This is a genomic window from Streptomyces sp. NPDC001970 (assembly GCF_053594115.1).
Genome location: NZ_JBSFDW010000005.1, coordinates 282,572 through 309,165 on the forward strand (window position 1 = coordinate 282,572; position 26,594 = coordinate 309,165).

Annotated in this window: 31 protein-coding genes and 2 pseudogenes; 13 read left to right on the plus strand and 20 right to left on the minus strand. The window is 70.7% G+C overall.

Translation table 11 applies throughout. The features are described from left to right. Window positions 1-49: 49 nt before the first annotated feature. The 4 genes from ACWCP0_RS09470 to ACWCP0_RS09485 form a co-directional block, all read right to left on the minus strand. Window positions 50-1,018, minus strand: coding sequence for an ABC transporter substrate-binding protein (locus ACWCP0_RS09470; RefSeq protein WP_451078264.1), 969 nt, complete (start codon window positions 1,016-1,018; stop codon window positions 50-52). After that, window positions 1,015-1,686 (minus strand): ABC transporter permease, encoded by a 672-nt coding sequence (locus tag ACWCP0_RS09475; RefSeq protein WP_451078265.1) that lies wholly within the window; start codon window positions 1,684-1,686, stop codon window positions 1,015-1,017. Before ACWCP0_RS09475 ends, ACWCP0_RS09470 begins: the two co-directional genes overlap by 4 nt. Beyond that, entirely contained in the window at window positions 1,683-2,399 is a 717-nt protein-coding gene (locus ACWCP0_RS09480) for an ABC transporter permease (protein WP_451078266.1), read from the minus strand. The genes ACWCP0_RS09475 and ACWCP0_RS09480 overlap by 4 nt, the downstream gene beginning before the upstream one ends. Window positions 2,400-2,474: 75 nt before the next feature. Then, entirely contained in the window at window positions 2,475-2,888 is a 414-nt protein-coding gene (locus ACWCP0_RS09485) for a VOC family protein (protein WP_451078267.1), read from the minus strand. An 87-nt stretch (window positions 2,889-2,975) separates the two neighbouring features. On the opposite strand from ACWCP0_RS09485, the gene ACWCP0_RS09490 reads away from it, so the two are divergent. Next, a complete protein-coding gene (locus ACWCP0_RS09490) occupies window positions 2,976-3,581 on the plus strand; it encodes a TetR/AcrR family transcriptional regulator (protein WP_451078268.1) in 606 nt (201 codons plus the stop codon). Here ACWCP0_RS09490 and ACWCP0_RS09495 read toward each other — a convergent pair. From ACWCP0_RS09495 to ACWCP0_RS09510, 4 genes are all read right to left on the minus strand, one after another. After that, complete coding sequence (locus ACWCP0_RS09495; protein WP_451078269.1) at window positions 3,575-3,853, minus strand: GNAT family N-acetyltransferase; 279 nt, start codon at window positions 3,851-3,853, stop codon at window positions 3,575-3,577. The genes ACWCP0_RS09490 and ACWCP0_RS09495 overlap by 7 nt on opposite strands. Further along, window positions 3,853-4,689, minus strand: a complete 837-nt coding sequence (locus tag ACWCP0_RS09500; protein ID WP_451078300.1) for a tyrosine-protein phosphatase — start codon at window positions 4,687-4,689, stop codon at window positions 3,853-3,855. The genes ACWCP0_RS09495 and ACWCP0_RS09500 overlap by 1 nt, the downstream gene beginning before the upstream one ends. Then, window positions 4,629-4,892, minus strand: a complete 264-nt coding sequence (locus ACWCP0_RS09505; protein WP_451078270.1) for a tyrosine-protein phosphatase — start codon at window positions 4,890-4,892, stop codon at window positions 4,629-4,631. Before ACWCP0_RS09505 ends, ACWCP0_RS09500 begins: the two co-directional genes overlap by 61 nt. Before the next feature lie 138 nt (window positions 4,893-5,030). Continuing rightward, complete coding sequence (locus ACWCP0_RS09510) at window positions 5,031-5,438, minus strand: SHOCT domain-containing protein (protein ID WP_451078271.1); 408 nt, start codon at window positions 5,436-5,438, stop codon at window positions 5,031-5,033. A gap of 285 nt (window positions 5,439-5,723) precedes the next feature. Here ACWCP0_RS09510 and ACWCP0_RS09515 point away from each other — a divergent pair, with 285 nt between their 5' ends. The 4 genes from ACWCP0_RS09515 to ACWCP0_RS09530 all read left to right on the plus strand — a co-directional run bounded on the left by ACWCP0_RS09515 (window position 5,724) and on the right by ACWCP0_RS09530 (window position 10,776). Continuing rightward, a complete protein-coding gene (locus ACWCP0_RS09515; protein WP_451078272.1) occupies window positions 5,724-7,043 on the plus strand; it encodes a diacylglycerol/lipid kinase family protein in 1,320 nt (439 codons plus the stop codon). A 208-nt stretch (window positions 7,044-7,251) separates the two neighbouring features. Continuing rightward, complete coding sequence (gene dnaK, locus ACWCP0_RS09520; protein WP_451078273.1) at window positions 7,252-9,144, plus strand: molecular chaperone DnaK; 1,893 nt, start codon at window positions 7,252-7,254, stop codon at window positions 9,142-9,144. Beyond that, window positions 9,141-9,704, plus strand: a complete 564-nt coding sequence (gene grpE / locus ACWCP0_RS09525) for a nucleotide exchange factor GrpE (protein WP_451078274.1) — start codon at window positions 9,141-9,143, stop codon at window positions 9,702-9,704. The genes dnaK and grpE overlap by 4 nt, the downstream gene beginning before the upstream one ends. A gap of 34 nt (window positions 9,705-9,738) precedes the next feature. After that, window positions 9,739-10,776, plus strand: a complete 1,038-nt coding sequence (locus tag ACWCP0_RS09530; protein ID WP_451078275.1) for a zinc-dependent alcohol dehydrogenase family protein — start codon at window positions 9,739-9,741, stop codon at window positions 10,774-10,776. Window positions 10,777-11,110: 334 nt separating this feature from the next. Here ACWCP0_RS09530 and ACWCP0_RS09535 read toward each other — a convergent pair whose 3' ends face one another. Next, window positions 11,111-11,440 (minus strand): DUF4326 domain-containing protein, encoded by a 330-nt coding sequence (locus ACWCP0_RS09535; RefSeq protein WP_451078276.1) that lies wholly within the window; start codon window positions 11,438-11,440, stop codon window positions 11,111-11,113. Window positions 11,441-11,510: 70 nt separating this feature from the next. On the opposite strand from ACWCP0_RS09535, the gene ACWCP0_RS09540 reads away from it, so the two are divergent. Continuing rightward, a complete protein-coding gene (locus tag ACWCP0_RS09540) occupies window positions 11,511-12,470 on the plus strand; it encodes a GlxA family transcriptional regulator (RefSeq protein WP_451078277.1) in 960 nt (319 codons plus the stop codon). Window positions 12,471-12,626: 156 nt separating this feature from the next. Further along, window positions 12,627-12,866: a low temperature requirement protein A gene (locus ACWCP0_RS09545; RefSeq protein WP_451078278.1), complete on the plus strand. Its 240-nt coding sequence runs from the start codon at window positions 12,627-12,629 to the stop codon at window positions 12,864-12,866. 118 nt (window positions 12,867-12,984) lie between these two features. On the opposite strand, the gene ACWCP0_RS09550 is transcribed toward ACWCP0_RS09545, so the two are convergent. Further along, on the minus strand, window positions 12,985-14,118 hold the full coding sequence (locus tag ACWCP0_RS09550) for a glutathione-independent formaldehyde dehydrogenase (protein WP_451078279.1): 1,134 nt from the start codon (window positions 14,116-14,118) through the stop codon (window positions 12,985-12,987). A gap of 164 nt (window positions 14,119-14,282) precedes the next feature. Between ACWCP0_RS09550 and ACWCP0_RS09555 the strand changes: the two genes are divergently transcribed. Continuing rightward, a complete protein-coding gene (locus ACWCP0_RS09555; RefSeq protein ID WP_351236971.1) occupies window positions 14,283-14,474 on the plus strand; it encodes a hypothetical protein in 192 nt (63 codons plus the stop codon). Between the two features lie 64 nt (window positions 14,475-14,538). On the opposite strand, the gene ACWCP0_RS09560 is transcribed toward ACWCP0_RS09555, so the two are convergent. After that, the gene (locus tag ACWCP0_RS09560) at window positions 14,539-15,111 is read right to left on the minus strand and encodes a potassium channel family protein (protein WP_451078301.1); all 573 of its coding nucleotides are present in this window, start codon (window positions 15,109-15,111) and stop codon (window positions 14,539-14,541) included. 268 nt (window positions 15,112-15,379) lie between these two features. Here ACWCP0_RS09560 and ACWCP0_RS09565 point away from each other — a divergent pair. Then, window positions 15,380-15,685 (plus strand): annotated as a pseudogene (locus ACWCP0_RS09565) (fibronectin type III domain-containing protein); the annotation flags it as partial. A 488-nt stretch (window positions 15,686-16,173) separates the two neighbouring features. Next, window positions 16,174-16,584, plus strand: a complete 411-nt coding sequence (locus ACWCP0_RS09570) for a VOC family protein (protein ID WP_451078280.1) — start codon at window positions 16,174-16,176, stop codon at window positions 16,582-16,584. Window positions 16,585-17,044: 460 nt separating this feature from the next. On the opposite strand, the gene ACWCP0_RS09575 is transcribed toward ACWCP0_RS09570, so the two are convergent. Together ACWCP0_RS09575 and ACWCP0_RS09580 are read right to left on the minus strand one after the other, a co-directional pair. Then, the gene (locus ACWCP0_RS09575; protein ID WP_451078281.1) at window positions 17,045-17,194 is read right to left on the minus strand and encodes a hypothetical protein; all 150 of its coding nucleotides are present in this window, start codon (window positions 17,192-17,194) and stop codon (window positions 17,045-17,047) included. Between the two features lie 150 nt (window positions 17,195-17,344). Then, the gene (locus ACWCP0_RS09580; protein ID WP_451078302.1) at window positions 17,345-18,310 is read right to left on the minus strand and encodes an aldo/keto reductase; all 966 of its coding nucleotides are present in this window, start codon (window positions 18,308-18,310) and stop codon (window positions 17,345-17,347) included. Between the two features lie 152 nt (window positions 18,311-18,462). Here ACWCP0_RS09580 and ACWCP0_RS09585 point away from each other — a divergent pair, with 152 nt between their 5' ends. Continuing rightward, window positions 18,463-19,260 carry a hypothetical protein gene (locus ACWCP0_RS09585; protein WP_451078282.1) on the plus strand — a complete coding sequence of 266 codons (798 nt, stop codon included), beginning with the start codon at window positions 18,463-18,465 and terminating at the stop codon, window positions 19,258-19,260. 119 nt (window positions 19,261-19,379) lie between these two features. Beyond that, window positions 19,380-20,348, plus strand: a complete 969-nt coding sequence (locus tag ACWCP0_RS09590) for a serine hydrolase (protein ID WP_451078283.1) — start codon at window positions 19,380-19,382, stop codon at window positions 20,346-20,348. 137 nt (window positions 20,349-20,485) lie between these two features. Here the strand turns inward: ACWCP0_RS09590 and ACWCP0_RS09595 are convergent, their stop codons facing one another. The 7 genes and pseudogenes from ACWCP0_RS09595 to ACWCP0_RS09625 all read right to left on the minus strand — a co-directional run bounded on the left by ACWCP0_RS09595 (window position 20,486) and on the right by ACWCP0_RS09625 (window position 25,950). After that, window positions 20,486-20,638, minus strand: coding sequence for a hypothetical protein (locus ACWCP0_RS09595; RefSeq protein WP_451078284.1), 153 nt, complete (start codon window positions 20,636-20,638; stop codon window positions 20,486-20,488). Then, complete coding sequence (locus tag ACWCP0_RS09600; RefSeq protein WP_451078285.1) at window positions 20,628-21,587, minus strand: hypothetical protein; 960 nt, start codon at window positions 21,585-21,587, stop codon at window positions 20,628-20,630. The genes ACWCP0_RS09595 and ACWCP0_RS09600 overlap by 11 nt, the downstream gene beginning before the upstream one ends. Before the next feature lie 88 nt (window positions 21,588-21,675). Further along, window positions 21,676-23,082, minus strand: coding sequence for an amidase (locus tag ACWCP0_RS09605; protein ID WP_451078286.1), 1,407 nt, complete (start codon window positions 23,080-23,082; stop codon window positions 21,676-21,678). 702 nt (window positions 23,083-23,784) lie between these two features. Further along, window positions 23,785-24,690, minus strand: coding sequence for an SDR family oxidoreductase (locus ACWCP0_RS09610; protein ID WP_451078287.1), 906 nt, complete (start codon window positions 24,688-24,690; stop codon window positions 23,785-23,787). A 60-nt stretch (window positions 24,691-24,750) separates the two neighbouring features. Further along, window positions 24,751-24,975 (minus strand): hypothetical protein, encoded by a 225-nt coding sequence (locus ACWCP0_RS09615; protein WP_451078305.1) that lies wholly within the window; start codon window positions 24,973-24,975, stop codon window positions 24,751-24,753. Window positions 24,976-25,011: 36 nt separating this feature from the next. Beyond that, a pseudogene (locus ACWCP0_RS09620) lies at window positions 25,012-25,203 on the minus strand (hypothetical protein); the annotation flags it as partial. Window positions 25,204-25,245: 42 nt separating this feature from the next. Next, window positions 25,246-25,950, minus strand: a complete 705-nt coding sequence (locus ACWCP0_RS09625; protein ID WP_451078303.1) for a TetR family transcriptional regulator — start codon at window positions 25,948-25,950, stop codon at window positions 25,246-25,248. Between the two features lie 198 nt (window positions 25,951-26,148). Between ACWCP0_RS09625 and ACWCP0_RS09630 the strand changes: the two genes are divergently transcribed. After that, a partial coding sequence (locus tag ACWCP0_RS09630) for an electron transfer flavoprotein subunit beta/FixA family protein (RefSeq protein ID WP_451078288.1) occupies window positions 26,149-26,594 on the plus strand: 446 nt, incomplete at its 3' end.

The window sequence follows — 26,594 nt, forward strand, 5'->3', positions numbered from 1 at the left end:
CGACCGGAAGGGAATACGCGCCCGCTCGTCCCGGCGCACGGGGAGCCGCTCAACGCGGCAGCAGCCCCTTGGACTCCAGATACTGCCTGGCGACGTCCTCGGGCAGCCTGCGCCGGCTGTCCACCTGTTCGTTGAGCCGGGCGAGGTCGGCCGTGGTCAGGACGGAGTTCAGCTTGTCCAGCTCCTTGGTCACGCTTGCGCTGCCCGCCCGCCGGCGGTTGACGACGGGGACGACGTAGTCGGCGTTCTGCAGGTGCTTGTCGTCGGCGAGCAGGACGAGGCCGAAGTCGTCGAGTGTCGCGTCCGTCGTCGTGGTGAGGACCATCTGGTCCTGTCCCGACTGGACCGCCTGTTTGGCCTGGGTGGTGCCGACACCCTTGGGGTCGATCCCGGTGATGTCGATGCCGTACGTCTCCTTCAGCCCGGGGGCGCAGTACGGCCGCCGGACACACTCGTCGCCCGCCGCGAGGCGTACGGGCTGTTTGGAGCGTCCCAGGTCGCTGAGGGTCTTCAGGTGGTGCCGTTCGGCGAAGGCCTTGCTGACGGCGAAGGCGTTCTGGTCGACGGCCCGGCCCGGGTCGAGGACGGTGAGGCCGCGCGGGGCGGCGAGGGAGCGCAGGGCGGTCATGGTGGTGCCGACGTCGGGCGAACCGACGGTCGGCGCCCCGGGACCGTTGACCTTGGCGTTGAGCCAGTCCGCGAACGTCGCCGCGTACTCCGGTACGACGTCGATCTGGCCGCTCTCCAGGGCGGGTTCGTAGATCTCGCGGTTGGTGACCGAGATGATCCTGGTCCGGTAGCCGGCGCGTTCGAGGAGGAGGGAGTACATCTGGGCGAGCAGCTCGCTCTCGGTGAATCCGGCGGAGCCGATGGTCAGATGCCTGCTGTCGCCGGGCGATCCGGTCACCTCCGCCCGGTTCTCCAGGGACGGACCTGTGGTACAGCCGCCGAGGGCGATCAGGGCGCCGACGACCAGCGTGGGCGCGACCCGCGCGCGGTGGCCGAGACGCCTCCTCATCCGGCTTCCCTCCCCCATGCCGGTGCCAGCCGCTCGACGAGCTCGAAGACGGCCTCGACGATGAGCGCGAAGACGGCCACGAGGATGGCGCCCGCGACGACCTGCGGGGTCGAGGCGAGGTTGAAGCCCGCCGTGATGATCCGGCCGAGCCCGCCGCCGCCCGCGAGTGCGGCGATCGTGGCGGTGGCGACGAGCTGGACGGCGGCGATCCGTACGCCGGTGAGTATCAGCGGCATCGCGAGCGGGAGCTCGACGCGGAACAGCATCTGAGAGCCGGTCATGCCCATGCCTCGCGCGGCCCGCACGACGTCCCTGTCGACGCCGCGCATCCCGACGTAGGCATTGGTGAGCAGCGGCGGCACGGCGAACAGCACCAGCGCGATGATCGTCGGCCAGTCACCCCAGGTACCGATGGGGCTGAGCAGGAGCAGGACCAGGACGGCGAAGGTGGGTACGGCGCGGCCGACGTTGGAGATGTTCACGGCGAGCGCGCCGCCCTTGCCGAGGTGGCCGAGGACGAGGGCGACGGGCAGCGCGATCGCGCAGCTGATGACCAGGCAGACGGCGGTGAGATAGAGGTGCTGGCCGAGCCGGTGCCAGACGCCGTTGTCGCCCGACCAGTTGGCGGAGCTGGTGAGCCAGTCCCAGGTCTGCGCCAGCGTGTTCACGCGGCGGTCCGCCCGCTCCGCTTCCCCTGCCGCGTCCAGGGGGTGAGCAGCCGCTGCACGCCGAGGAGCGCGACATCGGCGACGACGGCGATGATCACGCAGAGCACGGAGGCGGTGAGCACCTGCGCCTTGAAGTAGGTGTTCATCCCCGAGTAGATGAGGTTGCCGAGGCCGCCGAAGCCGACGATCGCGCCGATCGTGACGAGGGAGACGGCGGAGACCGTGGCGATCCGGAGCCCGGCCATGGCCGCCGGCAGGGCGAGGGGCATCTCGACGGTGAGCAGCATGCGGACAGGCCCGTACCCCATGCCGCGTGCGGCCTGCCGGGTCTCCTCGGGCACGCCGCGCAGGCCGGCGAGGATGTTCCGTACGAGCAGAGTGAGGGAGTACAGGACGAGTCCGGTGACGACGAGCGATGCGGACAGTCCGTACACCGGGAGGAGCAGCGAGAACATCGCGAGCGACGGGATCGTGTAGAGAATCGTCGTCACCGCGAGGACGGGTCCTGCCGCCAGGCGCCAGCGGCGTGCCGCGACGGCGAGGGGCACGGCCAGCAGCACCGCCAGGGCGATGGCAGCCAGGGTCAGCTGGAGGTGCTGGACGACCGCGTCCCAGAGGATCGCGCGGCGGGTGTACAGGTACTCGCCGCAGATCCAGTCGTTGCGCGCGAGACAGTCGTCGGGAGTCGTCGCGGGCACGCGGGTCGCGGTCACCCGTTCATTGCAGCCCGTACCGCGCTCGGCGCGCGCGTTGTCCTCACCTGTTCGGGTGCGGGTGCCGTGGGGCGACTAGGCGTCCGTGTACTGCCCGGCGAAGTCCTCGGAGGGCGCGATCGGCGTGATGACGTCGATGAGGACGCCGTTGGGGTCGGCGACGATGAAGTGCCGCTGGCCGAAGTCCTCACTGCGCAGATCCAGCTCGGGCTTCAGCCCGGCGAGGACGACGAGGCGCTCCCACTCGGCGTCCACGTCCACCACCTCGAAGTTGAGCAGCAGACCTCGCACCGGGGTGCGGTACGCCTCGGGGAGGGTCGGATGCGTGGCGTCGAGCAGCGCGAGCTCGTACGGCAGCGTCCCCGGGCGTTTCAGGCTGACGTACCAGTCGGCCTCGAACGTGGTCTCGAACCCCATCAGCCCGGTGTAGAAGTCGCGGGACTCCTGGAGCCGAGAGGTGCAGATCACCGGATAGAAGCTGGTCAGCATGGCGCCTTCTCCATTCACATACTGGCGGTATGCGAAGGGAGGCTATTTCGCGTACCATCGGTATGTCAACGGAAGGGGCGACGCACGATGCCGCAGACCACCAGGGCGCAGCAGCGGGAGCAGACCAGGCAGGCGCTGCTGCGCGAAGGCAGGCGTCGGTTCGCGGCCGAGGGCTACGGGGCGGTGGGCCTCGCGGAGATCGTGAGCGCCGCCGGGGTCACCAAGGGCGCGCTCTACCACCACTTCGCGGGCAAGGCGGAGCTGTTCCGGGCGGTGCTGGAGCAGGTGCAGCAGGAAGTGGCGGAGCGGGTCGCGGCGACCGCCGAGGCCGAGGCCGACCCATGGGACCAACTGACCACGGGCTGCCAGGCGTTTCTCAGCGCGGGGACCGACCCGGAGATCCAGCGGATCATGCTCGTCGACGGGCCGGCGGTCCTGGGCTGGAACGAATGGCGGGCCCTGGACGAGGCGAACGCGGCCCGCCATCTGGAAGAGGCTCTCACCGCACTGATCGAGGCGGGCACCATCGAGCGGCAGCCCGTCGCCCCGCTCACACACCTGCTCTCGGGCGCGATGAACGAGGCGGCCCTGTGGCTGGCGGCCGAGGGGAACGCCGGGGACCTGGCCGACACGAGGGCAGCCCTGTCACGGATGCTGGAGGCGCTGCGCATCGGCCGTCCGCAGGCTCAGTGAAGCGCCTCCGGCTCCCCGCCGCCGGACGGTGACAGCTTCGGGGACGGCTTCTCGAAGAGCGTGACGGCGTACGGGTCCCCGGTCCCGCCGTCCTTGGCGGCGACCTCGCCCACAACGGCGTATCCCGCGTCCTGGTAGTAGCGCCGCAGCCTGGAGTTGCCGGCGAGGCAGTCGAGCCGGCACAGGGCCCGGCCCGCCTCCCCGATACGGCGTTCCGCCTCGGCGAGCAGCCGCCGTCCCGTGCCCGGCGGCGCGACCTCCCGGTCGACCATCAGCCGGTGGAACCGGCCACGGGCGGCTGCGGACCCCAAGCGGCCGGGTCGTCCCACCACAGCTCCCAGGCGCCTGCCACAGGCGCCGCGGGACCGTGACCGAGGGCCGCGATCCACACCTCGCCGTCCCGAAGCCGTGCCCGGAAGTGTTCCTCGCCCAGCCGGCCCGGCTTCCACTGGTCGATCCCCTGTGCCAGCTGCCACCGTGCGGCGTCGTCGCGCAGCCGTACGAGTTCGTCGACATCGCCCTCGTCCGCGCGCCGGAAGGTCAGTTCCGGTTCGCCGGCCGGTACGAGCAGCTGTGCGCGCAGGGTGGCGACGAAAGCGTCGTCGATGCCGAGCTGCCCGGCGGCGTAGGCGCGTACGGAGCCGTACGTCTCCGCGAGGGCGGCCAGGAACAGCCGCATGACAGAGCCGGGTGCGCGTCCGTAGCCGGGCCACGCGGGCTCACGGCCGGGGTTGGCCGCCCGCCAGTCGGCGAGGAGACGATCGGTGGCCAGCTCGGTCAGAGCGAAGTCGGCGACGATGTCGTCCTCGGAGACACCGACCAGGGACAGCACGAGAGCGGCGATGAGCCCGGTGCGGTCCTTGCCCGAAGCGCAGTGGAAGACCACCGGTCCTCCGTGGCCGCCACCGTCCGCGGCGATGACGTCGAGGGCCTGGCGGATCTCCTTGACGCCGTCCTCGGCAACCTCCATGTACCGCTCGGCCGGATACGGTCCGGGGTCGACCTCGGGCGCCAACGCGGCCTGGTCGTAGGGACGGTGCTCGATGCTCAGGTTGTGGTAGGTGAGCCCGGGGAGAGCGGGGACGCGCCCCTGCCCTCGATCTCCCAGGGGTAACGCAGGTCGATGACCGTCCGGATGCCGAGGGCCTCGAAGCGGGCCCGGTCGGGCTCCCCCTGGGCGGGGCCGAGTCCGCCGAGCGAGTCGGAGCGGTAGAGCCGTCCCCACCGGACCAGGTGCCGGCCGTCCTCGGTGCGATATCCGCCCAGGTCACGGAAGTTGTGCAACCGATCGAAGGGTATGTGTCTGTTCACAGAGCGGCACCCTATGGCACCCGCACCCTGGGACCCCGCACTCCGGGATTCCACACCTCGGGATTCCACACTTCGGGGTGTCGCGTGCCGCGCGCTTCGGCACAGCCTCGGGCACGACTCGGCCCGGTCGGGACCGGATCAGCTGAGGAGCTTCTGCTTGGCCCGCTGGAACTCCTCTTCGGTCAGGTCGCCCTTGGCCTTGAGTTCGGAGAGTTTCGCCAACTCCTCCCCCGGGGCCGCCCCCTTGGCGGTCTGACGGACGTAGGCGTTGAAGGCTTCCTGCTGTTCCTGGGCGTGCTGGATCTCCCGCTTCCCCATCTCCTTGCCGCGCACGATCACATAGACCAGCACACCGAGGAAGGGGATGATCAGCACGAAGAGCAGCCAGGCGGCCTTGACCCATCCGTTCATGTCGTGGTCGCGGAAGATGTCCACGATGATCCGGAAGAGCAGCACCAGCCACATCACCCAGAGAAAGATCCACATCACGGTCCAGAACGCGCCCAGAACCGGATAGTCGTACGCGAGGTAGACACTGCTGTCCATCGCCGTCCTCCTGCCGTTGCCTTCGGATCCTCTCGGATCTCGTCGGATCCCATCGGAGGCCGGACGCCTGGCGTCCGGTCGCCGTCAGTGTCCGACGGTCCGGCGGAGCTTCCCTTTCTCGGCGCTACCTCCGTACGGTCCACTGACAGGATCATGGTCGCAGCGCTTCCGGATGATCGCCATTTGCGCTCCGGAGGGCAGGCCGGCGGGCCGCCCCGTGGGGAGGCACCATCCGGCGCTCGGCGGTGCAATGGCTCTACGGGCAGGACGCGACCGGAGGGAGTCATGGACGTGGGCGGTGACCGGAGGACTCCTGCGGCGAGGGCGCAACGCTGGTCCGCGCGACTGGCGATCGTGGCAGCGGTCACCGCGGTGGCCCTGCTCGTCCTGGTCGCGGGGCTCAGGGGCATCAGCCTGGTGGCGATCGCACTGGCGGGCACGGCTGTCACGGCCGCGGCCCTGTGGTGGGCGCTGACGCGGCGGGGCCTGGTGCGGGCCTGCGCCGTCGCGCTGGCAGTGGCGGTGCCGGTGGCGGTGATCTGGCTGACGATCGCCTCGCGGCTGCTCTGGCTGGTGGTGCTCTGTCTCGCGCTGGGGATGCTGGCGGCAGGTGCCGGGTGGTCGGCGCTCGCCTCGGCCGGTGAGCACAAGGCCCAGCCCGCGTACGGAACGCCGCGCCCCGTACGGCCGTTCCTGATCATGAACCCCCGCTCCGGCGACGGAAAGGTGGAGCGGTTCGGGCTCAAGGAGAAGGCGGAGAGCGCCGGGGCGAAGGTCGCGCTGCTGGATCCGGACCGGCAGACCGATGTGGCGGCCCTCGCGCGTGAGGCCGTCGCCGAGGGCGCGGACCTGCTCGGGGTGGCAGGCGGGGACGGTACCCAGGCACTGGTTGCCGGCGTTGCCGCGGAGCACGGCATCCCGTTCCTGGTGGTGCCCGCGGGCACCCGCAACCACTTCGCGCTGGACCTCGGGCTCGACAGGGACGATCCCCCCGCGTCCCTGGAAGCGCTGACCGACGGGGTCGAACTCCGCGTCGACCTCGGCGTCGTCGGTGACCGGGTGTTCGTCAACACCGCGTCGTTCGGCGCATATGCGGAGGTGGTGCAGAGCGACGCGTACCGCGCGGACAAGCTGCGCACCACGCTCGACCTGTTCCCGGACGTACTGACGCAGCGGGTGGGACCGCGGCTGACCGTGCGCGCATCGGACGTCACGATCGACGCCCCGCAGGCGGTACTGGTGAGCAACAACCCGTACCACTTGGGCGACCCGGCCGCGCTCGGGCGCAGGGACCGGCTGGACACCGGTGCCCTCGGCATGCTCGGCATCACCGTGGGCAGCGCGGCACAGGCCGCGACACTGCTGCGCGGGGATCGATCGTCCGGTCTCACCGCGCTCACGGCCCGCGAGGTCGTCGTGGACGCCGACGCCCCGGAGATCCCCGTGGGCCTGGACGGTGAGGCGCTCACCCTGCCGACCCCCGTGCGCTGCACCATCAAGCCGGGCGCACTGCGCGTACGGGTACCCCGTCACCGGCCCGGGGTGCCCTGCGCCCGGCCGCGGCTGGACTGGCGCAAGCTGACCGTCCTCGCGGTCGCCCGCTGACGACCCCGGTCGCCGAGCCGCACGACCGCAGGACCGCAGGACCGCACGACCGCACGACCGCACGACTTTCGCAGATGCCCCGAATGGGAGCATCTTGACAGGGGCATCGGTACGTTCTATCCAGTTTGTGAAGGAGGTCACATCCATAGCAGCGGGTGAGAGCGCCGCGACCTGCTGCCAAGCGGACCTGCAGGCTGAGGAGAGAGCCATGGCACGTGCAGTGGGAATCGACCTCGGTACGACGAACTCCGTCGTCAGCGTTCTGGAGGCGGGCGAGCCCACGGTCATCACCAACACCGAGGGCGCCAGGACCACCCCGTCGGTGGTGGGTTTCGCGAAGAACGGCGAGGTGCTGGTCGGTGAGGTCGCGAAGCGGCAGGCCGTGACCAATGTCGAGCGCACCGCGCGGTCGGTCAAGCGCCACATGGGCGAGGCCGACTGGCGCTTCCCGGATACCGGCGACATCGACGGCAAGCGCTACACCGCGCAGGAGATCTCCGCACGGGTCCTTCAGAAGCTGAAGCGCGACGCCGAGTCCTACCTCGGCGAGGACGTGGCAGACGCGGTCATCACCGTCCCGGCGTACTTCAACGACTCCCAGCGCACCGCGACCAAGGAGGCCGGGAAGATCGCCGGGCTGAACGTCCTGCGCATCGTCAACGAGCCGACCGCCGCCGCACTCGCGTACGGGCTGGACAAGGAGAACGACCAGACGATCCTGGTCTTCGACCTCGGTGGCGGCACCTTCGACGTCTCGCTGCTGGAGATCGGCGACGGCGTCGTCGAGGTGAAGGCCACCAACGGCGACACGCATCTGGGCGGTGACGACTGGGACCAGCGCGTCGTCGACCATCTGGTGAAGCAGTTCAAGAACGCGTACGGCGTGGACCTGACGAAGGACAAGATGGCCACGCAGCGGCTGCGCGAGGCCGCGGAGAAGGCGAAGGTCGAGCTGTCGTCGTCGACCGAGACGACGATCAACCTGCCCTACATCACGGCGTCCGCCGAGGGCCCGCTGCACCTGGACGAGAAGCTCACGCGGGCCCAGTTCCAGCAGCTGACCGCGGACCTGCTGGACCGGTGCAAGACGCCGTTCCACAATGCGATCAAGGACGCGGGGATCAAGCTCCCCGACATCAACCATGTGATCCTGGTCGGCGGTTCGACCCGGATGCCCGCGGTCACCGACCTGGTGAAGGAGCTCACCGGCAAGGACCCGCACCGGGGTGTGAACCCGGACGAGGTCGTCGCCATCGGCGCCGCGCTCCAGGCCGGCGTTCTCAGGGGTGAGGTCAAGGACGTCCTTCTTCTGGACGTGACCCCGCTGTCCCTCGGTATCGAGACCAAGGGCGGCATCATGACCAAGCTCATCGAGCGCAACACGACGATCCCGACGAAGCGTTCGGAGATCTTCACGACGGCCGAGGACAACCAGCCGTCCGTGCAGATCCAGGTCTACCAGGGCGAGCGCGAGATCGCGGCGTACAACAAGAAGCTCGGCATGTTCGAGCTGACCGGCCTGCCGCCGGCGCCGCGCGGTGTCCCGCAGATCGAGGTCTCCTTCGACATCGACGCCAACGGCATCATGCACGTGACCGCGAAGGACCTGGGCACGGGCAAGGAGCAGAAGATGACCGTCACCGGCGGCTCCTCGCTGCCGAAGAACGACATCGACCGGATGGTCCGGGATGCCGAGCAGTACGCGGAGGAGGACCACCGCCGCCGCGAGGCCGCCGAGACCCGCAACCAGGCCGAGCAGCTCGTCTACCAGACCGAGAAGTTCCTCAAGGACAACGAGGACAAGGTCCCCGGCGAGATCAGGACCGAGGTCGGGACGGCGGTGACCGAGCTCAAGGAGAAGCTGAAGGGCGAGTCCGCCGAGGGCGACAACACAGCGGAGATCCGCACCGCCACCGAGAGGCTTGCGGCGGTCTCCCAGAAGCTCGGCCAGGCCATGTACGCCGACGCGCAGAGCCGGCAGGCCGCGGGCGGTACCGGTGACGCCGGTGCCTCCCGGGCGAAGGCCGACGACGATGTCGTCGACGCCGAGATCGTCGACGAGGACAGGCGCGACGACAAGCAGGAGGGAGCCGCGGGATGAACCGCCCGACCGACGTCCGCAGCCACCCCGGACCACCGCTGATGCTCGTCCCGGCCGGGCCGGGAGACGGCGCCACTCGCGGTACGGAGGGGGAGGACCGGGCCCGCGACGCGTCGCCGCCGCCTGAGCAGGGGCTCCGCGCGGAGCTGCAGGAGCGCACGGCCGATCTGCAGCGACTCAAGGCCGAGTACGACAACTACCGCAAGCGGGTGCACCGGGACCGGCAAGCGGTCCGCGAGATCGCCGTGGCCAATGTGCTCGGCCGGCTGCTGCCCGTACTCGACGCGATCGCCGAGGCCAGGCAGCAGGGCGACGTGACCGGCGGCTTCGCGCGCGTGGTCGAGGCGCTGGAAACGGAACTGGCGGGCCTGGGCCTGCAGTCCGTCGGCGCGGTGGGCGAGCCCTTCGACCCGGTCGTGCACGAGGCCGTCTCGTACGACCGCAGTGACCGGTTCGAACACCCCGTCTGCACCGCGGTCCTTCGCTCCGGATACCGGGTCGGCGACCAGCTTCTGTGCCCCGCCCAGGTGGCGGTCACCGGACCGCGGGCCGGCCCATGACGCCCGGCGCGGACCCGGCACCGACAGGAGGACGATGACGGCAGCCCCGAGCCCTGTGACGGCGAGCCGAGTGACGACGCCCGCCTGGGTGGTCGAGCGTCCAGGGCCGATCACGTCCGCGCCACTGCGCCGCACGGAGCGCACGACCCCCGGCCCCGGCCCGTACGAACTGCTGCTGCGCGTCCGTACGTGCGGCGTGTGCCGGACCGACCTGCATCTGGCCGAGGGCGACCTGGCGCCGCACACACCGCGCTGCACCCCGGGACACGAGGTGGTCGGCGAGGTGATCGCCACCGGGGCGGAGGCCGACGACTTCGGCGTCGGCGAGCGTGCGGGGGCCGCCTGGCTGGCCGGCACCTGCGGCCAGTGCCGCTACTGCCGTACGGGACGGGAGAACCTGTGCCCCGGTTCGCGCTACACCGGTTGGGACATCCACGGCGGATTCGCCGGCCACATGCTGGTGGACGCCCGGTTCGCCTACCACCTCCCGGAGGGGTGGAGCGACGAGGACGCCGCGCCCCTGCTGTGCGCGGGCATCATCGGATACCGGGCACTCGAGCGGGCGGCCCTGCCGCAGGGCGGCCTGCTCGGCATCTACGGTTTCGGCGCGTCCGCGCATCTGACCGCCCAACTCGCCATCGCCCGGGGCGCGGAAGTCCACGTCGTCACCCGCTCGCCACAGGCGCAGCGGCTGGCGCTGGAGCTCGGGGCCGCGTCCGCCGGACCCGTCGCGCCACCGCAGCCGCTGGATTCCGCGATCCTGTTCGCCCCGGCCGGGAGCCTGGTGCCGGTGGCGCTCGAGGCCCTGGACCGCGGCGGCACGCTCGCGATCGCGGGGATCCATCTGAGTGCTGTCCCCCCGCTCGACTACGACCGGCACCTGTTCCAGGAGCGGACCGTGCTCAGCGTCGCCGCCAACACCCGCGAGGACGGCCGCGCCTTCCTCGCCGAAGCGGCGCGGCTGCGGCCCACCGTGCGTGTGACGCGCTACCCGATGCAGCGGGCGGACCAGGCCCTGGCCGATCTGGCGGCGGGACGGATCACCGGGGTGGCGGTGCTCGTCACGCAGTGAGGCGCCTTCGCGCGACATGCACCGGAGACATCCGTCGAGGAGGCGGGTGACGTCGTCGCCGACGACGGTCTCAGCGGCGTCCTGACCACGATCGCGATCGCGATCGAAGCCGGCCTTGCCTGGCCGGCGCCCCTGAGGCCGAGGCGTTGATCCTTTTCCCTCTGCAGGACCTGCCTCTCGCCGCTGCGCGGAGGTGCCCGGCGTACCGCCCGGCACGGTCGAGGGCAGGCCGCACCGCGGGCGCCGCACATTGTGGACGGTCCTTGCCGAGAGGGGATACGAGTGCCGCCGCACAGCCTGCCGCCGGGCCCACGGCCACGGTGGCGCATCCGGCTCAGGTCTGTGACGGCTCCCCCGCGCCGGCGTCGGCGAGCTCTGCGATCACTTCGGCATGGCAGCGCTCCGGGACACACCAGCAGCCGAGCCGGCGGCCGCGCAGAGCGGGCAGCTGTGCCAGCAGCTCCGGCCGGTCCAGCAGATGGGCGCGGTACCGCTCGACGACCTCCTCCCGGCTGCCGTCGGGGCCCGGACGGAAGGGACTGGCGAGCGGTGAGGCGTCGAGGTGCCAGCCGCCCCGGTGCATGGCGCGCCCGACGTACACCACGTCCGCGTACTCGGGGTCGTCGCGGTGCCCCTTGAGGTTGACCACTCTCGTGCTGTCCATGGACCGATCCTCCCTCCCCGTCCAGGCCTGTCCCAGTGTCGGAAACGACTCGAACGCTATCGTTTGCGTCATGAAGGTCTCCGTACTCGTCTACGACGGCGTTTTCGACTCCGGGCTCAGCGCGGCGCTGGACGTCTTGGAGGCGGCCAACGCGATGCGCGACCAACTGCCGCAGCCGCCCCCGCCGTGGAGCGTCACGACGATCGGCTTCCGGCGGCGTGTGCGCACCGGCGCGGGGCATCTCGTCACGACCGAGCCGGTGACCGCGGCCGCCACCACGGATCTGCTCCTCGTGCCCGCCCTGGCCGAGCGGCGGCCCGACGCGCTCCTCGACCGGGTCGCGGGCAGCCCTCTGGCACCGGTACGGGACGTGGTCGCCGACGTCCGCGAACGGGGCACGCCCGTCGCGTCGGCGTGCACGGGCGCGTTCCTGCTGGCCGAGTCGGGGGTGCTCGACGGGCGGCAGGCGACCACGACCTGGTGGCTGGCACCGGTCTTCCGCCGGCGGTACCCCGCCGTCACACTGGACGAGTCCCGGATGGTGACCACCTCGGACGGGGTGACCACGGCCGGCGCGGCCTTCGGACACGTCGACCTCGCGCTCGCCGTCGTCCGTATGACCAGCCCGGCCCTCGCGGAACTCGTCGCCCGCTACCTCGTCGTCGACGAACGCCCCTCGCAGTCCGCGTACACGATCCCGAGCGCGCTCGCGCAGAGCGATCCACTGGTGGCCGCGTTCGAGCGGTGGGCGCGTCAGCACCTCGACGAGCCGCTCGGCCTGACCGACGCCGCGCGCACCCTCGGGGTCAGCGAACGCACACTCCAGCGCACGGTGCGCCGCGTTCTGGGCACCACGCCCGTGCGCTTCGTCCAGGACCTGCGCGTCGAACAGGCCACGCATCTGCTGCGGACCACGGACCTGTCACTGGACGCCATCGCCCGCAGGGTCGGCTACGAACACGCGAACACCCTGCGGATCCTGCTGCGCGACCGCATCGGCACGACGGCCGGAACCCTGCGCGCGCGCTGAGGTGCAGCCGCGCTGTTCGCCGTGTACCGGGTCGCCCTGTTGGTGAAAGTGTTTCGGCGATGCCGGAGTCGGTGCAGGCGCCGAGACCGAGGCCGAGGCCGCCGGCGCTCCACGGCGAAGGAGGCAGCCGCTCGTGCCGTCGAGGGGAACCGAACCATGAATGCGCCCGTCTTCGGCCGGCGGCTGTGGAGCGGCGAGAGCGCCAACGGCAGAGTGGCACCGACCGAGTTCTTCTTCGATCTGGTGTTTGTTTTCGTGGTCACTCAGGTGACGCACGTCGTGGAGACGCACCCCGGCTGGGAAGGGCTGCTCAAGGGTCTGCTGTCGAGGGTGGCGTCGACGTACGGGACAGCGGGTGACAGGTCACCCGCCGAACCTGCCACGATCTCCGGTTGATTCATGCTGCCTCGATTCCGGATGTCCGGCACGGCACTCCCGGAGAGCGGGAGGCGGACTGCTGGGCCTGTCCTCCGGACAGGACGTGATCAGGAGGACAGGCCCAGATTCAGCGCGTCTACGGGTGCAGCACGACCTTCGTGTAGCCCTCGATCCGCTTGTCGAACTTGTCGTACGCCGACGGCGCCTGGCCCAGGGGCAGTTCGTGCGAGACGACGAAGCTCGGCGTCGCCCTGCCCTCGATGATCATGTCGCGCAGGTACCGGTTGTAGCGCTTCACGTTGCACTGCCCCGTACCCATCTTCAGCCCCTTCTCGAAGAGCTTGCCGATCGATACGAGGAGCATGCCGTGCTTGGCCTGCTCGTCGGGGCCTCCGGGGTCGGCCGGGACGTAGAGGCCCGGCACGCCGAGCATTCCGGTGGCCCTGACCGTGCCGATGAGCGAGTTCAGGACGGTCGCCGGTTCCTCGCGTTCCGTGCCGTGCGCCATGGCCTGGTAGCCAACGGCGTCCACGCCCTTGTCGGTGCCGACGCCCTGGGTCTGTTCCTTGATCTGCTCCACCGCGTCACCCTCGGCGAAGTTGATAGGGACCGCACCGATCTCCTCGGCCTTCTGGAGCCGCTCGGGGACCCGGTCGACCACGAAGACCTTCTTGGCTCCGCGCAGCAGCGCCGAGTAGGCGGCCATGAGTCCGACCGGCCCGCCGCCGTACACCGCGACGCTCTCGCCCGGGCGGACCTGGGCGAGTTCACAGCCGTGGTAGCCGGTCGGGAAGATGTCGGCGAGCAGCATGAAGTCGGTCTCGTGCTCGTTTCCCGGCGGCAGTTTCAGGCAGTTGAAATCTGCGTAGGGAACGCGCAGGTATTCGGCCTGGCCGCCCATCCAGGGGCCCATGGCGACATAACCGTAGGCGCCGCCCGCAAAACCGGGATTGACGGTCTGACAGAATCCGGTGAATCCCTCGACACAGTTGGTGCAGAATCCGCAGGCCACGTTGAAGGGCATGACCACGCGGTCGCCCTCCTTGAGCGAGGTGACGCCCTGGCCTATTTCCTCGATGATTCCCATGTTCTCGTGGCCGAAGACGATGCCGGGCTCCGCCGCGGTACGGCCTTCGTACATGTGCAGGTCGGAGCCGCATATCGCGGTGGAGGTGATCCGTACGAGCACGTCGTTCGGATGCTGGATGCTGGGCTTCTCAACCTCTTCGACCGCCACGGTGAACGGTCCCTTGTACACGACGGCCTTCATGGCTGCCACCTCCGCTCGGCGATGTGCGCGTGCGATTACCCCCCGCCCGCTTTCTCCGCGTGACCTATCTCTCATGATTCTCCGGCCCAGAGGATCGGACAACCCGGTAATGTCGGGATATCTCTCAGGTACCCCACCGAGGAATGGAAAGCGAGGACGAGACAGTGGCAGCACAGCGGCTCGGGACCCTGCTCGTCCCCGTACCCGGCCTGTCCGGCACGACCTACCCGGTCGGAACGACGGTGACTGTCCGCGGTCGCGGCGCGACCGTCGACGCCTTCGTGAACGGTGACTGGCTTCCTCTCTCGTGGTGGGAGTTCTCCGACGGCCTCCGTGAGGACATCGCCGACCGCTGACCGGCGGGGCGCGCCGACGGGCCTGCAGGATGTGAGCCGCCCGCCATGATCGACGGCGCCGGCATCACACCAGCTCGGCGAAGGTCTCCACGGCGTGGGTCGGCCCGGTGACGATGATGATGTCCCCAGGTCGTACGACCGTCTCCGCGGTGGCGTACGTGAAGTCCTCACCTGCGCGTTTGATGCCGACGACCGTGATCCCGTACTCGGCCCGGACCCTCAGTTCGCCCAGCGGACGCCCGGTGGCGGACGCCGTTGCGACGGTCTTGGCCAGTGCGTAGTCGTCGTCGAACTCGATGAAAGTGACCAGGTGGGCCACCCGCTCCCCCATGTCGTACTCCGGCAGGACCACGTGGTGCGCGCCGACCCGCTCCAGGATCCTGCCGTGCCGGCGGCTGACCGCCTTGGCCCAGATCTGCGGCACCCCCGCGTCGGCGAGGTTGGATGTCACGAGGATGCTGGCCGCCAGATCGTCGCCGATGCCCACCACGGCTCTGGAGAACTCGGCCACCCCGAGCTGCTCGAGCGCCTCGGGGTCGGTGCAGTCCGCGGCGGCCACGTGCGTCGGCTCGTCGCGCAGCCGCTGCACCAGGGTGGCATCGGAATCCACGCCCAGTCCGTCCCAGCCGCGGCGCATCAGCTCGGAGCCGAGCGAGGTCCCGAAGCGTCCCAGCCGATCACCGCGACCCGGAGGTCGCCGACGCCGGCGGCTCCGGCGTCTCGCCGGGACGTACGGCGGACACGGTGGGCGCCGCGACGCGCCCTGCGGCGCAGTCGGTCCACGTAACCAGCCAACGACAGGTCGCTCCTCGGGCAACTGGTAGCGGCGGCCGCGCTCGCGCAGCGCGAGCGCGGAGGCGAGCGTGATCGGGCCGATGCGGCCGATGAACATCAGCGCGACGAGGACGAGGTGCCCGGCCGCCGGCCTGCGCTCCACCGGCAAGTCCTCCTCCAGCGTCTCGCTCACCTGGAACGCGGCGACCGACAACGTCGGCGTCACCGGCTACGACGTCTACCGGGGCTCCACCCTCGCCACCACAGTGACCAGCACCAGCGCCACCGTCACCGGCCTCGCCGCGAACACCCCGTACAGCTTCACCGGCCTCGCCGCGAACACTCCGTACAGCTTCACCGTCCGCGCCCGCGACGCGGCCGGCAACACCTCCCCGGCATCGACCGCCGTGAGCGTCACCACCGACCCTGGCGGTGGCCGCGGGGTCAACGTGCCGTTCGGCAGCCGCACGTTCCCGTACCCGTCGGGGACCATCAAGGTCTCGGGCAACCAGGCGGACAACGACGCCAAGGTGGTCGCCTACTACCAGCAGTGGAAGTCCGCCTTCCTCACCTCCAGTTGCGGCAACGGCTGGTCCGCGATCGCCTCGCCCGACGCCGACCACCCCTACGTCGCCAGGAGGGCCAGGGCTACGGCCTGACCATCCTGGCGACGATGGCCGGGGCCGACCCGGACGCCCGCACCCACTTCGACCGCGTCCGGCGCCAGCATCCAGTTCCAGGTGATGATCGCCATCACCGGCAACCACTGCCTCACCTGACAGCCCTCGGTCCGCCGTGCCCGTCCTCGCCCCTGTCGAGGACGTGCACGGCCTTGACCTCGCCCTCGGCGACTTGCTCGCCGCCCCGGAGCGCCTCAGGGTGAGGTGAAGGGAACCGATGGCCGTCCGGGGGAAAGGGAGACGAGATGAGCATGTTCGACAGCGCCCGCGTGGCCACCCGGCTTCCCGCCCAGGATCTGGACCGCGCACGGCGCTTCTACGCGGAAAAGCTCGGCCTGGAGCCCGTCGACGAGCGGCCGGGCGGGCTCCTCTACCGCTGCGGGGGATCGGATTTCGTCCTGTTCCGGTCGACGGGAGCCTCGCCCGGCACCTTCACCCAGATGGCGTGGGAGGTCGACGACATCGAGGCCGTCACGCAGGAACTAAGACGGCGCGGGGTGGTCCTCGAGGAGGTGGACGCGCCCGGCATGAAGACCGTCGAGGGGATCGCCGTGATCGAGGGGAACTATCCGAGCAAGGGCGCGTCGGGCGAGCGCGGCGCCTGGTTCCGGGACAGCGAGGGCAACATGCTCGGGATCGGACAGCCGGTCCGCTGATCCCCCACGGCCGCGCGGCGCCCGAGCGGTGTCCTTCGGACCATCGTGCGGACCAGAGGAAGATGCCCGCGATGTGCAGTCCGGCACGGTAGATGGTGGCGGTCTTCTCGTAGCGGGTGGCGATGCCCCGCTACTGGTTCAGCGGTTGATGCACCGATCAACGGGCTGCGCTGCCTGTTCGCCTCGTGGACGACGGCTGATGGCCTGCCGCCTGTCCCGCTGCCGCGACGCAGCCGGTGGCCACGCCGGTCTGTCGGAACGGGGATCTCGGCCCGGATCCCGCGGGGGAGCCTTGTCGGTTGGGACGGCCTCCGGCCTGGTACGGGACCGTCCACGTCGACGCGGAACACGGTGGCGGGCCACGACTCAGGGAAGGCGGGCGCGTCGCCGGCCTTCCCGGCGGTGAGAACGAAGACCAAGGGCCGGCAGCAGGAGTCGGCTGCGAGATGGACCTTCGCGGTCAGCCCGCCGCGGGGCCGGCCGCACGCCGGCGGGCCCGCACGATCGTGGGGCCCGCCGACACCGCCCGGTTCGGATCCGCGTCGGCGTCGGCCTGGGCCATCAGCGCCGTGAACACCCGCTCCCACGTGCCGTCGACGGCCCCTTCCACGCGATCGCGCCGATCACCTCCCGATGGTTCCGCCCACGGTCACCCGATTCGGTGCCGGGCCGGAACGCAACGGCTCGATCCGCGCCCGCCTACGTCGTGCCGCGGGGTGAACCCGCGTGCTGACCGGCCCCTGGCCATGGCACTCGCGTGTCAGGAGTAGAAGTTGCGCTGCCACCGGTGCTTGGCCAGCACGGCGAGCTGGTCGGCGGTGAGCGAACGACCGTCACTCAGGGCCGTGTTGCGCTCGACGTTGCGTACGGTGCGCATTCCGGGAATGACGGTGGAGACCGTCGGCGAACTCAGCACGAACCGCAACGCGTTCTCGGCGATCTCGTCGGGGGCGATGTCGAGTTCGGCGACGATCGCGGCCACCCGCTGTTCGACCTGCGCCGGGCGATCATCGCGGAAGTAGCGATTGCGCCAGTCGCCCTCGGGGAACGTTGTGTCGGCGGTGATCCGACCGGTGAGGCCGCCCTCGTCCAGCGCCACCCGCACGATGACACCGACGCCGTGCTCCGCACAGGCCGGCAGCAGAGCGTCGGCGGGCGCCTGGTCGAAGACGTTGTAGATGACCTGAACGCTGTCCACGGCGCCGCTACGGACGAGTGCGAGGGCGTTGTCGGGCTGGTGGTCGTTGACGGAGACACCGAACAGGCGGATCTTTCCCTCCTCCTTCAGCTCGGCGATCGTCTCCAGCCAGTCGCCACGGCCGACCCAGTCATCGCTCCAGACATGGAACTGCAGCACGTCGAAGTGGTCCAGGCCGCTGGTGCGCAGACTGGTCTCCAGGCTTTCGCGGAGGTGCGCGCCAGGGAAGGTCTCAGCAGGGTCCAAGCCGTGGGGCGCCGGCCAGACACCGTTCTTCGGTGGCACTTTGGTCGCGACGAGAACCTCCTCGTCGGCCCGCTCGCGGGCGACCCGGCCGACGATCCGCTCGCTCTCGCCGTAGCCGCGGGCGGTATCGATGAAGTTCACACCAAGGTCGATGGCACGGTGCAGGGCGCGTACGGATTCGTCCTCCGTGGCGCCCACCCAACTGGACGCACCGATGCCCCACGCGCCGTAACCGATCTCGGACACCGACAATCCACTGCGTCCCAGCTCGCGGTAGCGCAAAATCATCCTCCACGTCGTGGTCCTCGTCCTGGCCGAGGCTCCCGCCAGAAGTCAGCTCGACGATAGGTGACTTCGGCGGCCGGGTCACGTGGGATTTGCTGTGGCCACAGTCGTGACGATCCTCAGTACTGGTCCTGGCCGTCGCAGATCACGTGCCGTCTGCCGCGCCCCCACGGCCTGGGCCGCAGATCGCCGCCCGCCGCGGCTATGCGCTGCGCGGCCTCGACGGCGCCCGGCGTGCCACCGCGGAGCTGCGGGCGGTCACCCGTGACTTCACCCGCCTCAAGCACCGGCTCATGCCGTATTTGTTCCGCGCGGCACAGCAGGCGGCCGAGCGCGGCACACCCGTGATGCGCGCGATGGTCATCGAGTTCCCGGACGACCCCGCCTGCCACACGCTGGACCGGCAGTACATGCTCGGCGACTACCTGCTCGTGGCGCCCGTCTTCTCGGCGGACGGCGAGGTCGAGTACTACGTGCCCGACGGCACGTGGACCCATCTGCTGTCGGGCGAACGGATCCAGGGACCCGGCCGGCGGCGTGAGCGGTACGGCTACGACAGCATGCCGCTGCTCGCCCGCCCCGGCTCCGTGATCCCGTTCGGGGACAGCGACGACGACGCGGTCTACGACTGGGCGCACGGGGTGACGCTGCGCGTCCACGCACCGGTCGACGGTGCCACGGCGGTGACGCGGATCCCGGCCCCGGACGGCCCCGGCTCGGCGAAGGCGTCCACGGTCGCGGTCTTCCGTGCGCGCCGGGAGGGTGACGCCGTCACCCTCGAGGCGGAGGGAGCGCCCGGTCCGTGGCGGGTGCTGCTGGTGGGCACGGAGGCGGAGCTCGGTGAGGGGTCGCCTGCTTCGGTGTCCGTCGAGCGGACCGGGCTCGGCACGCTGGTCGGCGCCCCCGCCGGCACGACCGCGGTCACGGCACTTCTCACGGGGAGTTAATACAGAACTCACGGTGCACGCAATCGGGGCCCATACCGTCGCTGGGCATGGACATACCTGAAACAGGCGGCTCCCGTGCACCCCACCGGGACCGGGCCCCTCTCCGTCCGACATGGACGGTGACCGCCACCGCGCTGCTGCTGGGCGGCGCGGTGGCGGCGACGGCGTACGGGACCTCGCACGCGGGGGGCGGGGTGGGGCGAAAGGCCGCGGCCGTATCCCCTTCGGCCGCCGGTTCGGTTTCGGCGTCAGCGCCCATCGGGAACGTGGTGGCGAGGAGCGAGCTCCAGACCACAACCGTTCCCGAGCGCAAGACGGAGCCCGCGGTCGAGACCGAGACCGAGATCAGGACCGTGGACCTCGACGCGGCCCTCGACTCCGTCGTCGACGCCGCCGCCGGTGAGCTGTCGGTCGCCGTCCGCGATGCCGAGAGCGGCGCGAGCGCCGTCCACGGCGAGGAGGCGTTCGACACCGCGAGCATCGTCAAGGTGAACATCCTTGCGGCCCTGCTGCTCCAGGCCCAGGATGCGGGACGGGAGCTCACAGCCCTGGAGAAGTCCCGGGCCTCGACGATGATCAAGCACAGCGACAACGCCGCCGCCCTGGCACTGTGGCACACCATCGGCAGCGCCGACGGCCTGGAAGCGGCCAACGAGCGCTTCGGGATGACCGGCACGCAGGGCGGGGCCGGCGATCTGTGGGGGCTGACGCAGACCACGGCCGCCGACCAACTGGCCCTGCTCGACATCGTGTTCGGCGACAACTCACCGTTGGCGGAGGGCTCGCGGACGTACATGGCGGACCTGATGGAGCACATATCGGCAGGTCAGGACTGGGGCGTGTCGGCCGCGGCATCCGGCGCCGAGTCCGCCGGAACCCAGGGCGGGGAGACGGCCCTCAAGAACGGCTGGCTGCCGAGAACGGCCACCGGCCTGTGGGACATCAACAGCATCGGCCGGATCGAGTCCGGCGGCCGGACCTACTACGTAGCCGTCCTCTCCGACGGCAACAGGACGATGGCCGGAGGCATCAGGACCGTGGAAGCCGCGGCACGCGCGGCAGTGGCGGCGCTCGGCGACACCAACTGAACGGTCAGAGGAGCCGTCGCCCGCGACGCCCGCGGGTCGGGGCGTGACGTCATCGCTGGGCGCGATCGCCCCGTCCGCGTGGTACGCGCGACCGTCGCGTCGTGTCCGCGACGTCCTGCGCGCACCACGCGGCGCTGTCACGGCTGGGCCTGGAGCCAGTCCAGCGTGTGCGTGTAGAGCACGCGCCGGCACTTGCTGCTGCAGTTCGTCGGATCGGCGTCCACCGAGTGCTCGGACACCGACCACAGCCTGCCCGTGCCGCGCTCGACGTAGAGGTCCTCAGGGCCCACGGCGGTCTTGACCGGGTTGGCGCTCGCGGTCAGTTGGCCGCCGCCCTGCGTGGCCCGCCAGAGGGTGTCGTTCTTGCCCCTGCCCGTGCTCTCGTTGAGGTAGAACCTGCCGTTGAGGACAGCGGCCTCCTGGATGCCCCTCCTTGGGCAGGTAGTTGGCCCAGGACTCGGTGGCGACCTCGACGCTGCGCGCCTCCAGGTCGGCGACCGGATAGGCGCTGACCCGCCCGGTGGACGGCATGGTGCCCTCCGGGCGGCAGTACGCACCCGTGATCAGCCGGTCGGGGACGATGCTGCGGTCGAGGGACAGGTAGGACGCCTTCGGGGCGCCCGTGTCGACACACGCGTAGCTCCCCTGGGGATTCGACTGGGTGGCCTTGAACTTCCAGGCGGCCACCTGCGGCATGACGTACCGGTATCCGTAGCTGTACCAGACGCTGTTGTGGCGGCCGATCTTCGTCTTGTCCTGAACGTTCGAAGTGGTCTGCACCCCGTCGGTGTCGGTTCCCATGTCGCCCGGGGTGCTGGGGTCGCCGTCCGGGTCCAGGTCCAGGTCCAGGTCCAGGTCCATGATCAGGCGCATGTCGAAGACCCGAATGCCGTTCCTCGTGTCGGCGACGTAGAGATGGTTGCCGTACCAGACCATTCCGCCGGCGTGGACGCCGTTCTGCTTCGGGTCCTCATCCGCGTGCACCGCGTCGTAGGAGACGTGGTCCGCGGTGTTCTCGTACGTCCAGGCCGGCAGCACGTGCCGGTACTTGACCTCGGGACTCCCGGTGGCCGGGTTCACCCGGCTCTGGGTGAAGGTGATCCGCACACCCTTCTGGTTGCAGGCGTCCTCCGTCTTCAACTCGGCCTCGGTGCAGTCGCCGATCCCGTCGGCGTCGTTGTCCTGGTTCGGGTCATAGCCGTCGTAGGACCCGAACAGCACGACCGGCGCCGCGGCCACGGTCGCTGTCGAGCGGCACCGGCGCCAGGGAGGCCGCGGCGCGGGAGCCCGCGCCGTGGGCGACCAGGGCGGGCGGGACGTGCGCCCTCTATGCGCGGAATCTCGCCGGTGTCCGTCCGGCCCAGGGCCGTGCCGTCTCCAGTTGGGCCGCCAGTGACAGCAGTGTCGTCTCGTCGTCGCGCCGGCCGACCAGCTGTACGGCGAGGGGCAGGCCTGCGCCGGTGAGCCCGGCCGGGACCGAGGCCGCGGGGTTGCCGGTGACGTTCCAGAGTGCGCAGTACGCGATCATCGGCATCGCGCGCAGTGCGGCCCGGATCGTTCCGGTGCCGGTCAACTGGCCGGTCCTGGGCGGGACACCGGCGATCGTCGGGGTGAGCAGCACGTCGATCTGCTCGAAGACCCGGTTCGCCCTCGCGCCGATCTTCTCGCCCCGGGCGATGGCCCAGCGGGTGACCCCGGGACGGGCCCAGGTGCCGAGGCGGACGGTCTCGCGCGTCCGCCGCTCGAGCCGCCCGTAGTCGTCCGTCGCGAAGGCCTCGGTGCGCAGACCGGCGAACCACTGGGAAACGAACGCCGCTGTCGGGTCCGGGTAGCGGGGGTCGATCTCCTCGACGTGATGGCCCAGTTCGGCGAGCAGCGCCGCCGTCTCCGAGACGGCGCGCACCACCTCGGCCGACGGCTTCACTCCCCGGGCGACCGGCTTGGTGGACCAGCCGATCCTCAGCCGCCGGGGCTCGGTGGCCGCGGCCGTGGTGAACGAGGTGGCCGGCTCGGCGGCCCGGAACATGTCGCCGGCCGTGGAGCCGCGAATCGCGTCGTGCACGAGGGCGGAGTCCAGCACCGAGCGCGTCAGCGGACCGATGACGCCGAGGCCCCACCAGAGGTGGGGGTGCGGGGCGGTGCTGACGCGGCCGCGGGTGGGTTTCAGCCCGAACAGGCCGCAGCAGGCGGCCGGGATCCGGATCGAGCCGCCGCCGTCTCCGCCGATGGCGGCCGGGACCAGGCCGGCCGCGACCGCGGCCGCGGAGCCACCGCTGGAACCGCCGGGCGAGTGCTCGAGCGACCACGGGTTGAGGGTCGTGCCGCACGCCGACGACTCGGTGAACGGAAACAGCCCGAACTCCGGCATGTTCGTCTTGCCGATGACGACCGCGCCCGCGGCACGCAGCCGGCGCACCACTTCGCTGTCCGCGGCCGCCGGGCGGGTGTTCGCCGCGGTGCCGAAGGTCGTCACGTGCCCCTCGACGTCGTTCTCCTCCTTGATGGCGACGGGCACTCCGTGCAGCGGGCCGCGCTCGTCCCGCGGGGTGGCGTCCCGGCGAGCGGCCTCGGCCAGCGCCTCCTCCGCCATCGTCACGGTGAACGCGTTGAGGATCCCGTCGTGCTCCTCGATGCGGTCGAGCAGCAGTTGGGTGAGTTCACGTGCAGAGATGTCACCGGCCCGGACGGCGGCGGCCTGCCCTGCGACTCCGGCGTACACAAGATCCTCGGTCATTGACGGGGAAGGTACATCCGGCCGCCGTGGCCTGCGTAGCACGCATCGGAGTGATACCCGTCACATCGGTGCGTCGGGGCGCGATGCGCGCAAGAGGGCTCTGGGGCACTGGCGGAGGCTCGGTGTCCGGCATACCGCGTGGCGACATTCCGGCCGTGGCCGGGACGGGGGCCTCCGGGGGTTGCGGCGGCCGGCCGGGCGGCTGCCGGGAGGCGTCGAGCTGTACTGCCTCCTGCCCGACGGCGACGTCGTCCTCGCCGACCGGGACGGTGCCCGGGCGCTCGGGTCCGACGGGGACTTCCCCCGCTTCATCGACGACCGCCGGTTCGCCCATGACCTCGTCGGCGACGCCGCCATCTCGCCCGAGCGCCCTTCAACGCGACCGTCAAGCCCGGTGTCGCCGGTGCGCGGAGCGCCTCCACGCCGCACGCCCACGGCGGCGAGCGCTTCGTCCTCAGTCCCGGCCGTGCCGCGTGCGGCGCGTACAGCGCAGGCCGCGGGGAGGTGACCGACGTCCCGCTCGTGCCCGGGACGGTGATCCGTATCCCAGGACGGTCACGGCCCGGCCGGCCGGAGGTGCAGGTCCGGGTCACCGACCGTCAGGGGAGGCGCCCGCTCGAGGGCTGGGCACCCGGCCAGGCGGACGACGGCGGCGTACGCGGGGGTCGAACGGCCGCCCTGGGCAGGTGTCCGGGCGGTGGTTCACCTGTCCGCGGCCGCGCCCCCCTCCACGCCCGCGCCCGTGTCCGACTCGGCCTGTGCCGGAGGATTCGCGCTCCGGCGTCCGTTCGAGCTCGCCAGAACGTCGTGCACGGCATACGAGTTCGCCCCGGAGCCGGCCCGGCCGGCCGCGCGCACCCTCGTCCCGCCGTCGACGAGCAGGTCCGTTCCGGTGACCCACTCCGCCACGTCGGAGACCAGCCACAGCACCGCGCGCGCCACGTCCTCCGGTTCGCCGATCCGTGCCAGGGGCAGGCTCTGGGCGATCCGCTCCTCGGCCGGCTCCCAGACGAATCGCGCCATCTCGGTGCGCACGAGCCCCGGTGAGACCGCGTTCACGCGTACGCCGGGGGCGAGTTCACCCGCGAGCTGGCGGGTGAGGTGCAGCAGGGCCGCCTTGCTCGTGCCGTACGTGCCGACGTTCGGGCCCACACCGTGCGTGCCCTCGGTGCAGATGTTGACGACCGCGCCGCCGTGCTCCCCCATCCACGCCCGCCAGGCGAGCTGGATCAGACGCAACGGAGCCTCCACGTTGACGGTGAAGGCGTCGTGCCAGGCCTTGGGGTCGGCATCCATGAGCGGGCCGAACGGGGCGTTGGTCGCGGCATTGTTGACGAGGATGTCGAGCCGGCCGAACTCCCGTACCGCGAGTTGCGTGCACGCCTCCAGGTGCGCCGGGTCCGCGACCGAGCCGGGGCACCCGACTGCCCGGATCCCGGTGGCGGTGAGCCGGTCGACCGCCGCGGCCACTCCCCCGGGATCGCGTGCGGTGACGCAGACCATCGCGCCCGCTTCGCCCAGGGCCTGCGCCGTGGCGAGACCTATCCCGCGGGAGGCCCCGGTGACCAGGGCCGCGCGGCCGTCGAGTGCCGGTGATGACGACGCCATCCCCGTACGATCTCATGACGGAGCGTCAGAAGACCCTGTGGCGGCGGTCGGGCGTTGCCGTCAGTACCAGTCGGCGCGGCCGCCGGTGTCGCAGACCTCGAGAAGAACCTCTCCGGACTCCGGGTTGCTGCCCGCCGCGAGGCGCACCCGGGCACCCACCCAGACGCGGTGCGGTTCGGTGCCGATCACCCTGCAGCGGAACGTGAATCCTTCCGGGAACCGCACCAGAGACTCATTGCGCGCCACCTTGGAGTAGCGGTGCACCACGGTCGATTCGACGACCACGCCCTCGCTCAGGCTCTCCTCCGACTCGAGGTCGCTTGATGCACATACGGGGCACAGGAGCCGCCTGAAGGATGCGGTACCGCACCAACGACACCGCCGAAAGATCAGACCGGCCTGCCGCTGCGCCGTCGGCGCAGCCGCGCCTGCTGTCTGGGACACGTCTCGACTCCCTGCACTCGGCCCGTGCGCGCCGCGCCCTTGCGTCGACGCACGCGCACCATAGGGCACTGAGTGCCATCCCGTAAAGGTACTGAGTGCCGATGAGATCGGTCACCTCTCACCGAGGGCCGACTCGATGCTCTGCACCACGCGCCACATGGGAGCGCCCTTCGGGGCGACCATCACGATCACCTCGCCCTCGGCGGCAGCCTGCTCGGACACCGGTGCGGGCGCCCGCCCGCGCGTACCGCCCGCATCGCGCGCACCGCTCCCCCAGACCTCACGGACGAGTCCCAGGGCATGGTCCACCGCGGCCTCGGGGTCGTCCGCACCACCCGACCGCAACCAGGTCCGCAAGCCGTTGTTGTGGGCAGCGACCACCGCGGCGGCGATCACCTCGGCCCGCAGGCCACCGTCGGGGGTCCCCGCGTAGCGGCGGCGGAGGTAGCCGGCCAGCGTCCGCTCGTAGCGGCGCACGACGGAGAGTTCATAGGTGCGCAGACCGGGCACTTCGCGCGTGAGACGGTAGCGCTGCACCGAGAACTCGGGATTGGCTGCGTACATGCGCAGGACCAGCCGTGCCGCGTCGCACACAGCGACCACCGGGTCCTCGTCCTCGGCCGCGTCCAGGTAGGCGGTCATGTCGGCCAGACAGCGGTCGTGGTCGGGGAAGACCGCGTCCTCCTTGGAGGGGAAGTAGCGGAAGAACGAGCGACGCCCGACACCTGCCCTGGCCACGATGTCGTCCACGGTGGTCTGCTCGAACCCGCGTTCAAGGAAGAGCTGGAACGCAGCCTCGGCGAGGACCTCCCGCATGGGCACCTTCGCGGGATCGGCAGCGACTTCCCCGACCACCGCCTTGCGGCGTTTGCGCACCTCAGTCATGCCCGGACCGTAACACCGGAGCGCACATTTTGGCACTCCGTACCTTTACTCAGGGTACTGAGTGTCATAATGTCGGATGCGCGAGCCATGCGCGATCGTGGAACCGTCCAGTCATCAGGGAGAGCCGGCGTGAGCTTGAGGATCGTTGTCTGTGTGAAGTATGTGCCCGATGCCACCGGTGATCGGCATTTCGCGGATGATCTGACGGTCGATCGTGATGATGTGGACGGTCTGCTGTCGGAGCTGGACGAGTACGCGGTCGAGCAGGCGCTGCAGATCGCCGAGGCGGCGGACGACGCGGAGATCACGGTGCTGACGGTGGGTCCGGAGGATGCGAAGGACGCGCTGCGCAAGGCGTTGTCGATGGGGGCGGACAAGGCCGTTCACGTCGAGGACGACGATCTGCACGGCTCGGACGTGATGGGCACGTCGCTGGTGCTGGCGAAGGCGATCGAGAAGACCGGTTACGACCTGGTGGTCTGCGGTATGGCGTCGACGGACGGCACGATGGGTGTGCTGCCGGCGGTCCTGGCGGAGCGTCTGGGTGTCCCGCAGGTCACGCTGCTGTCCGAGGT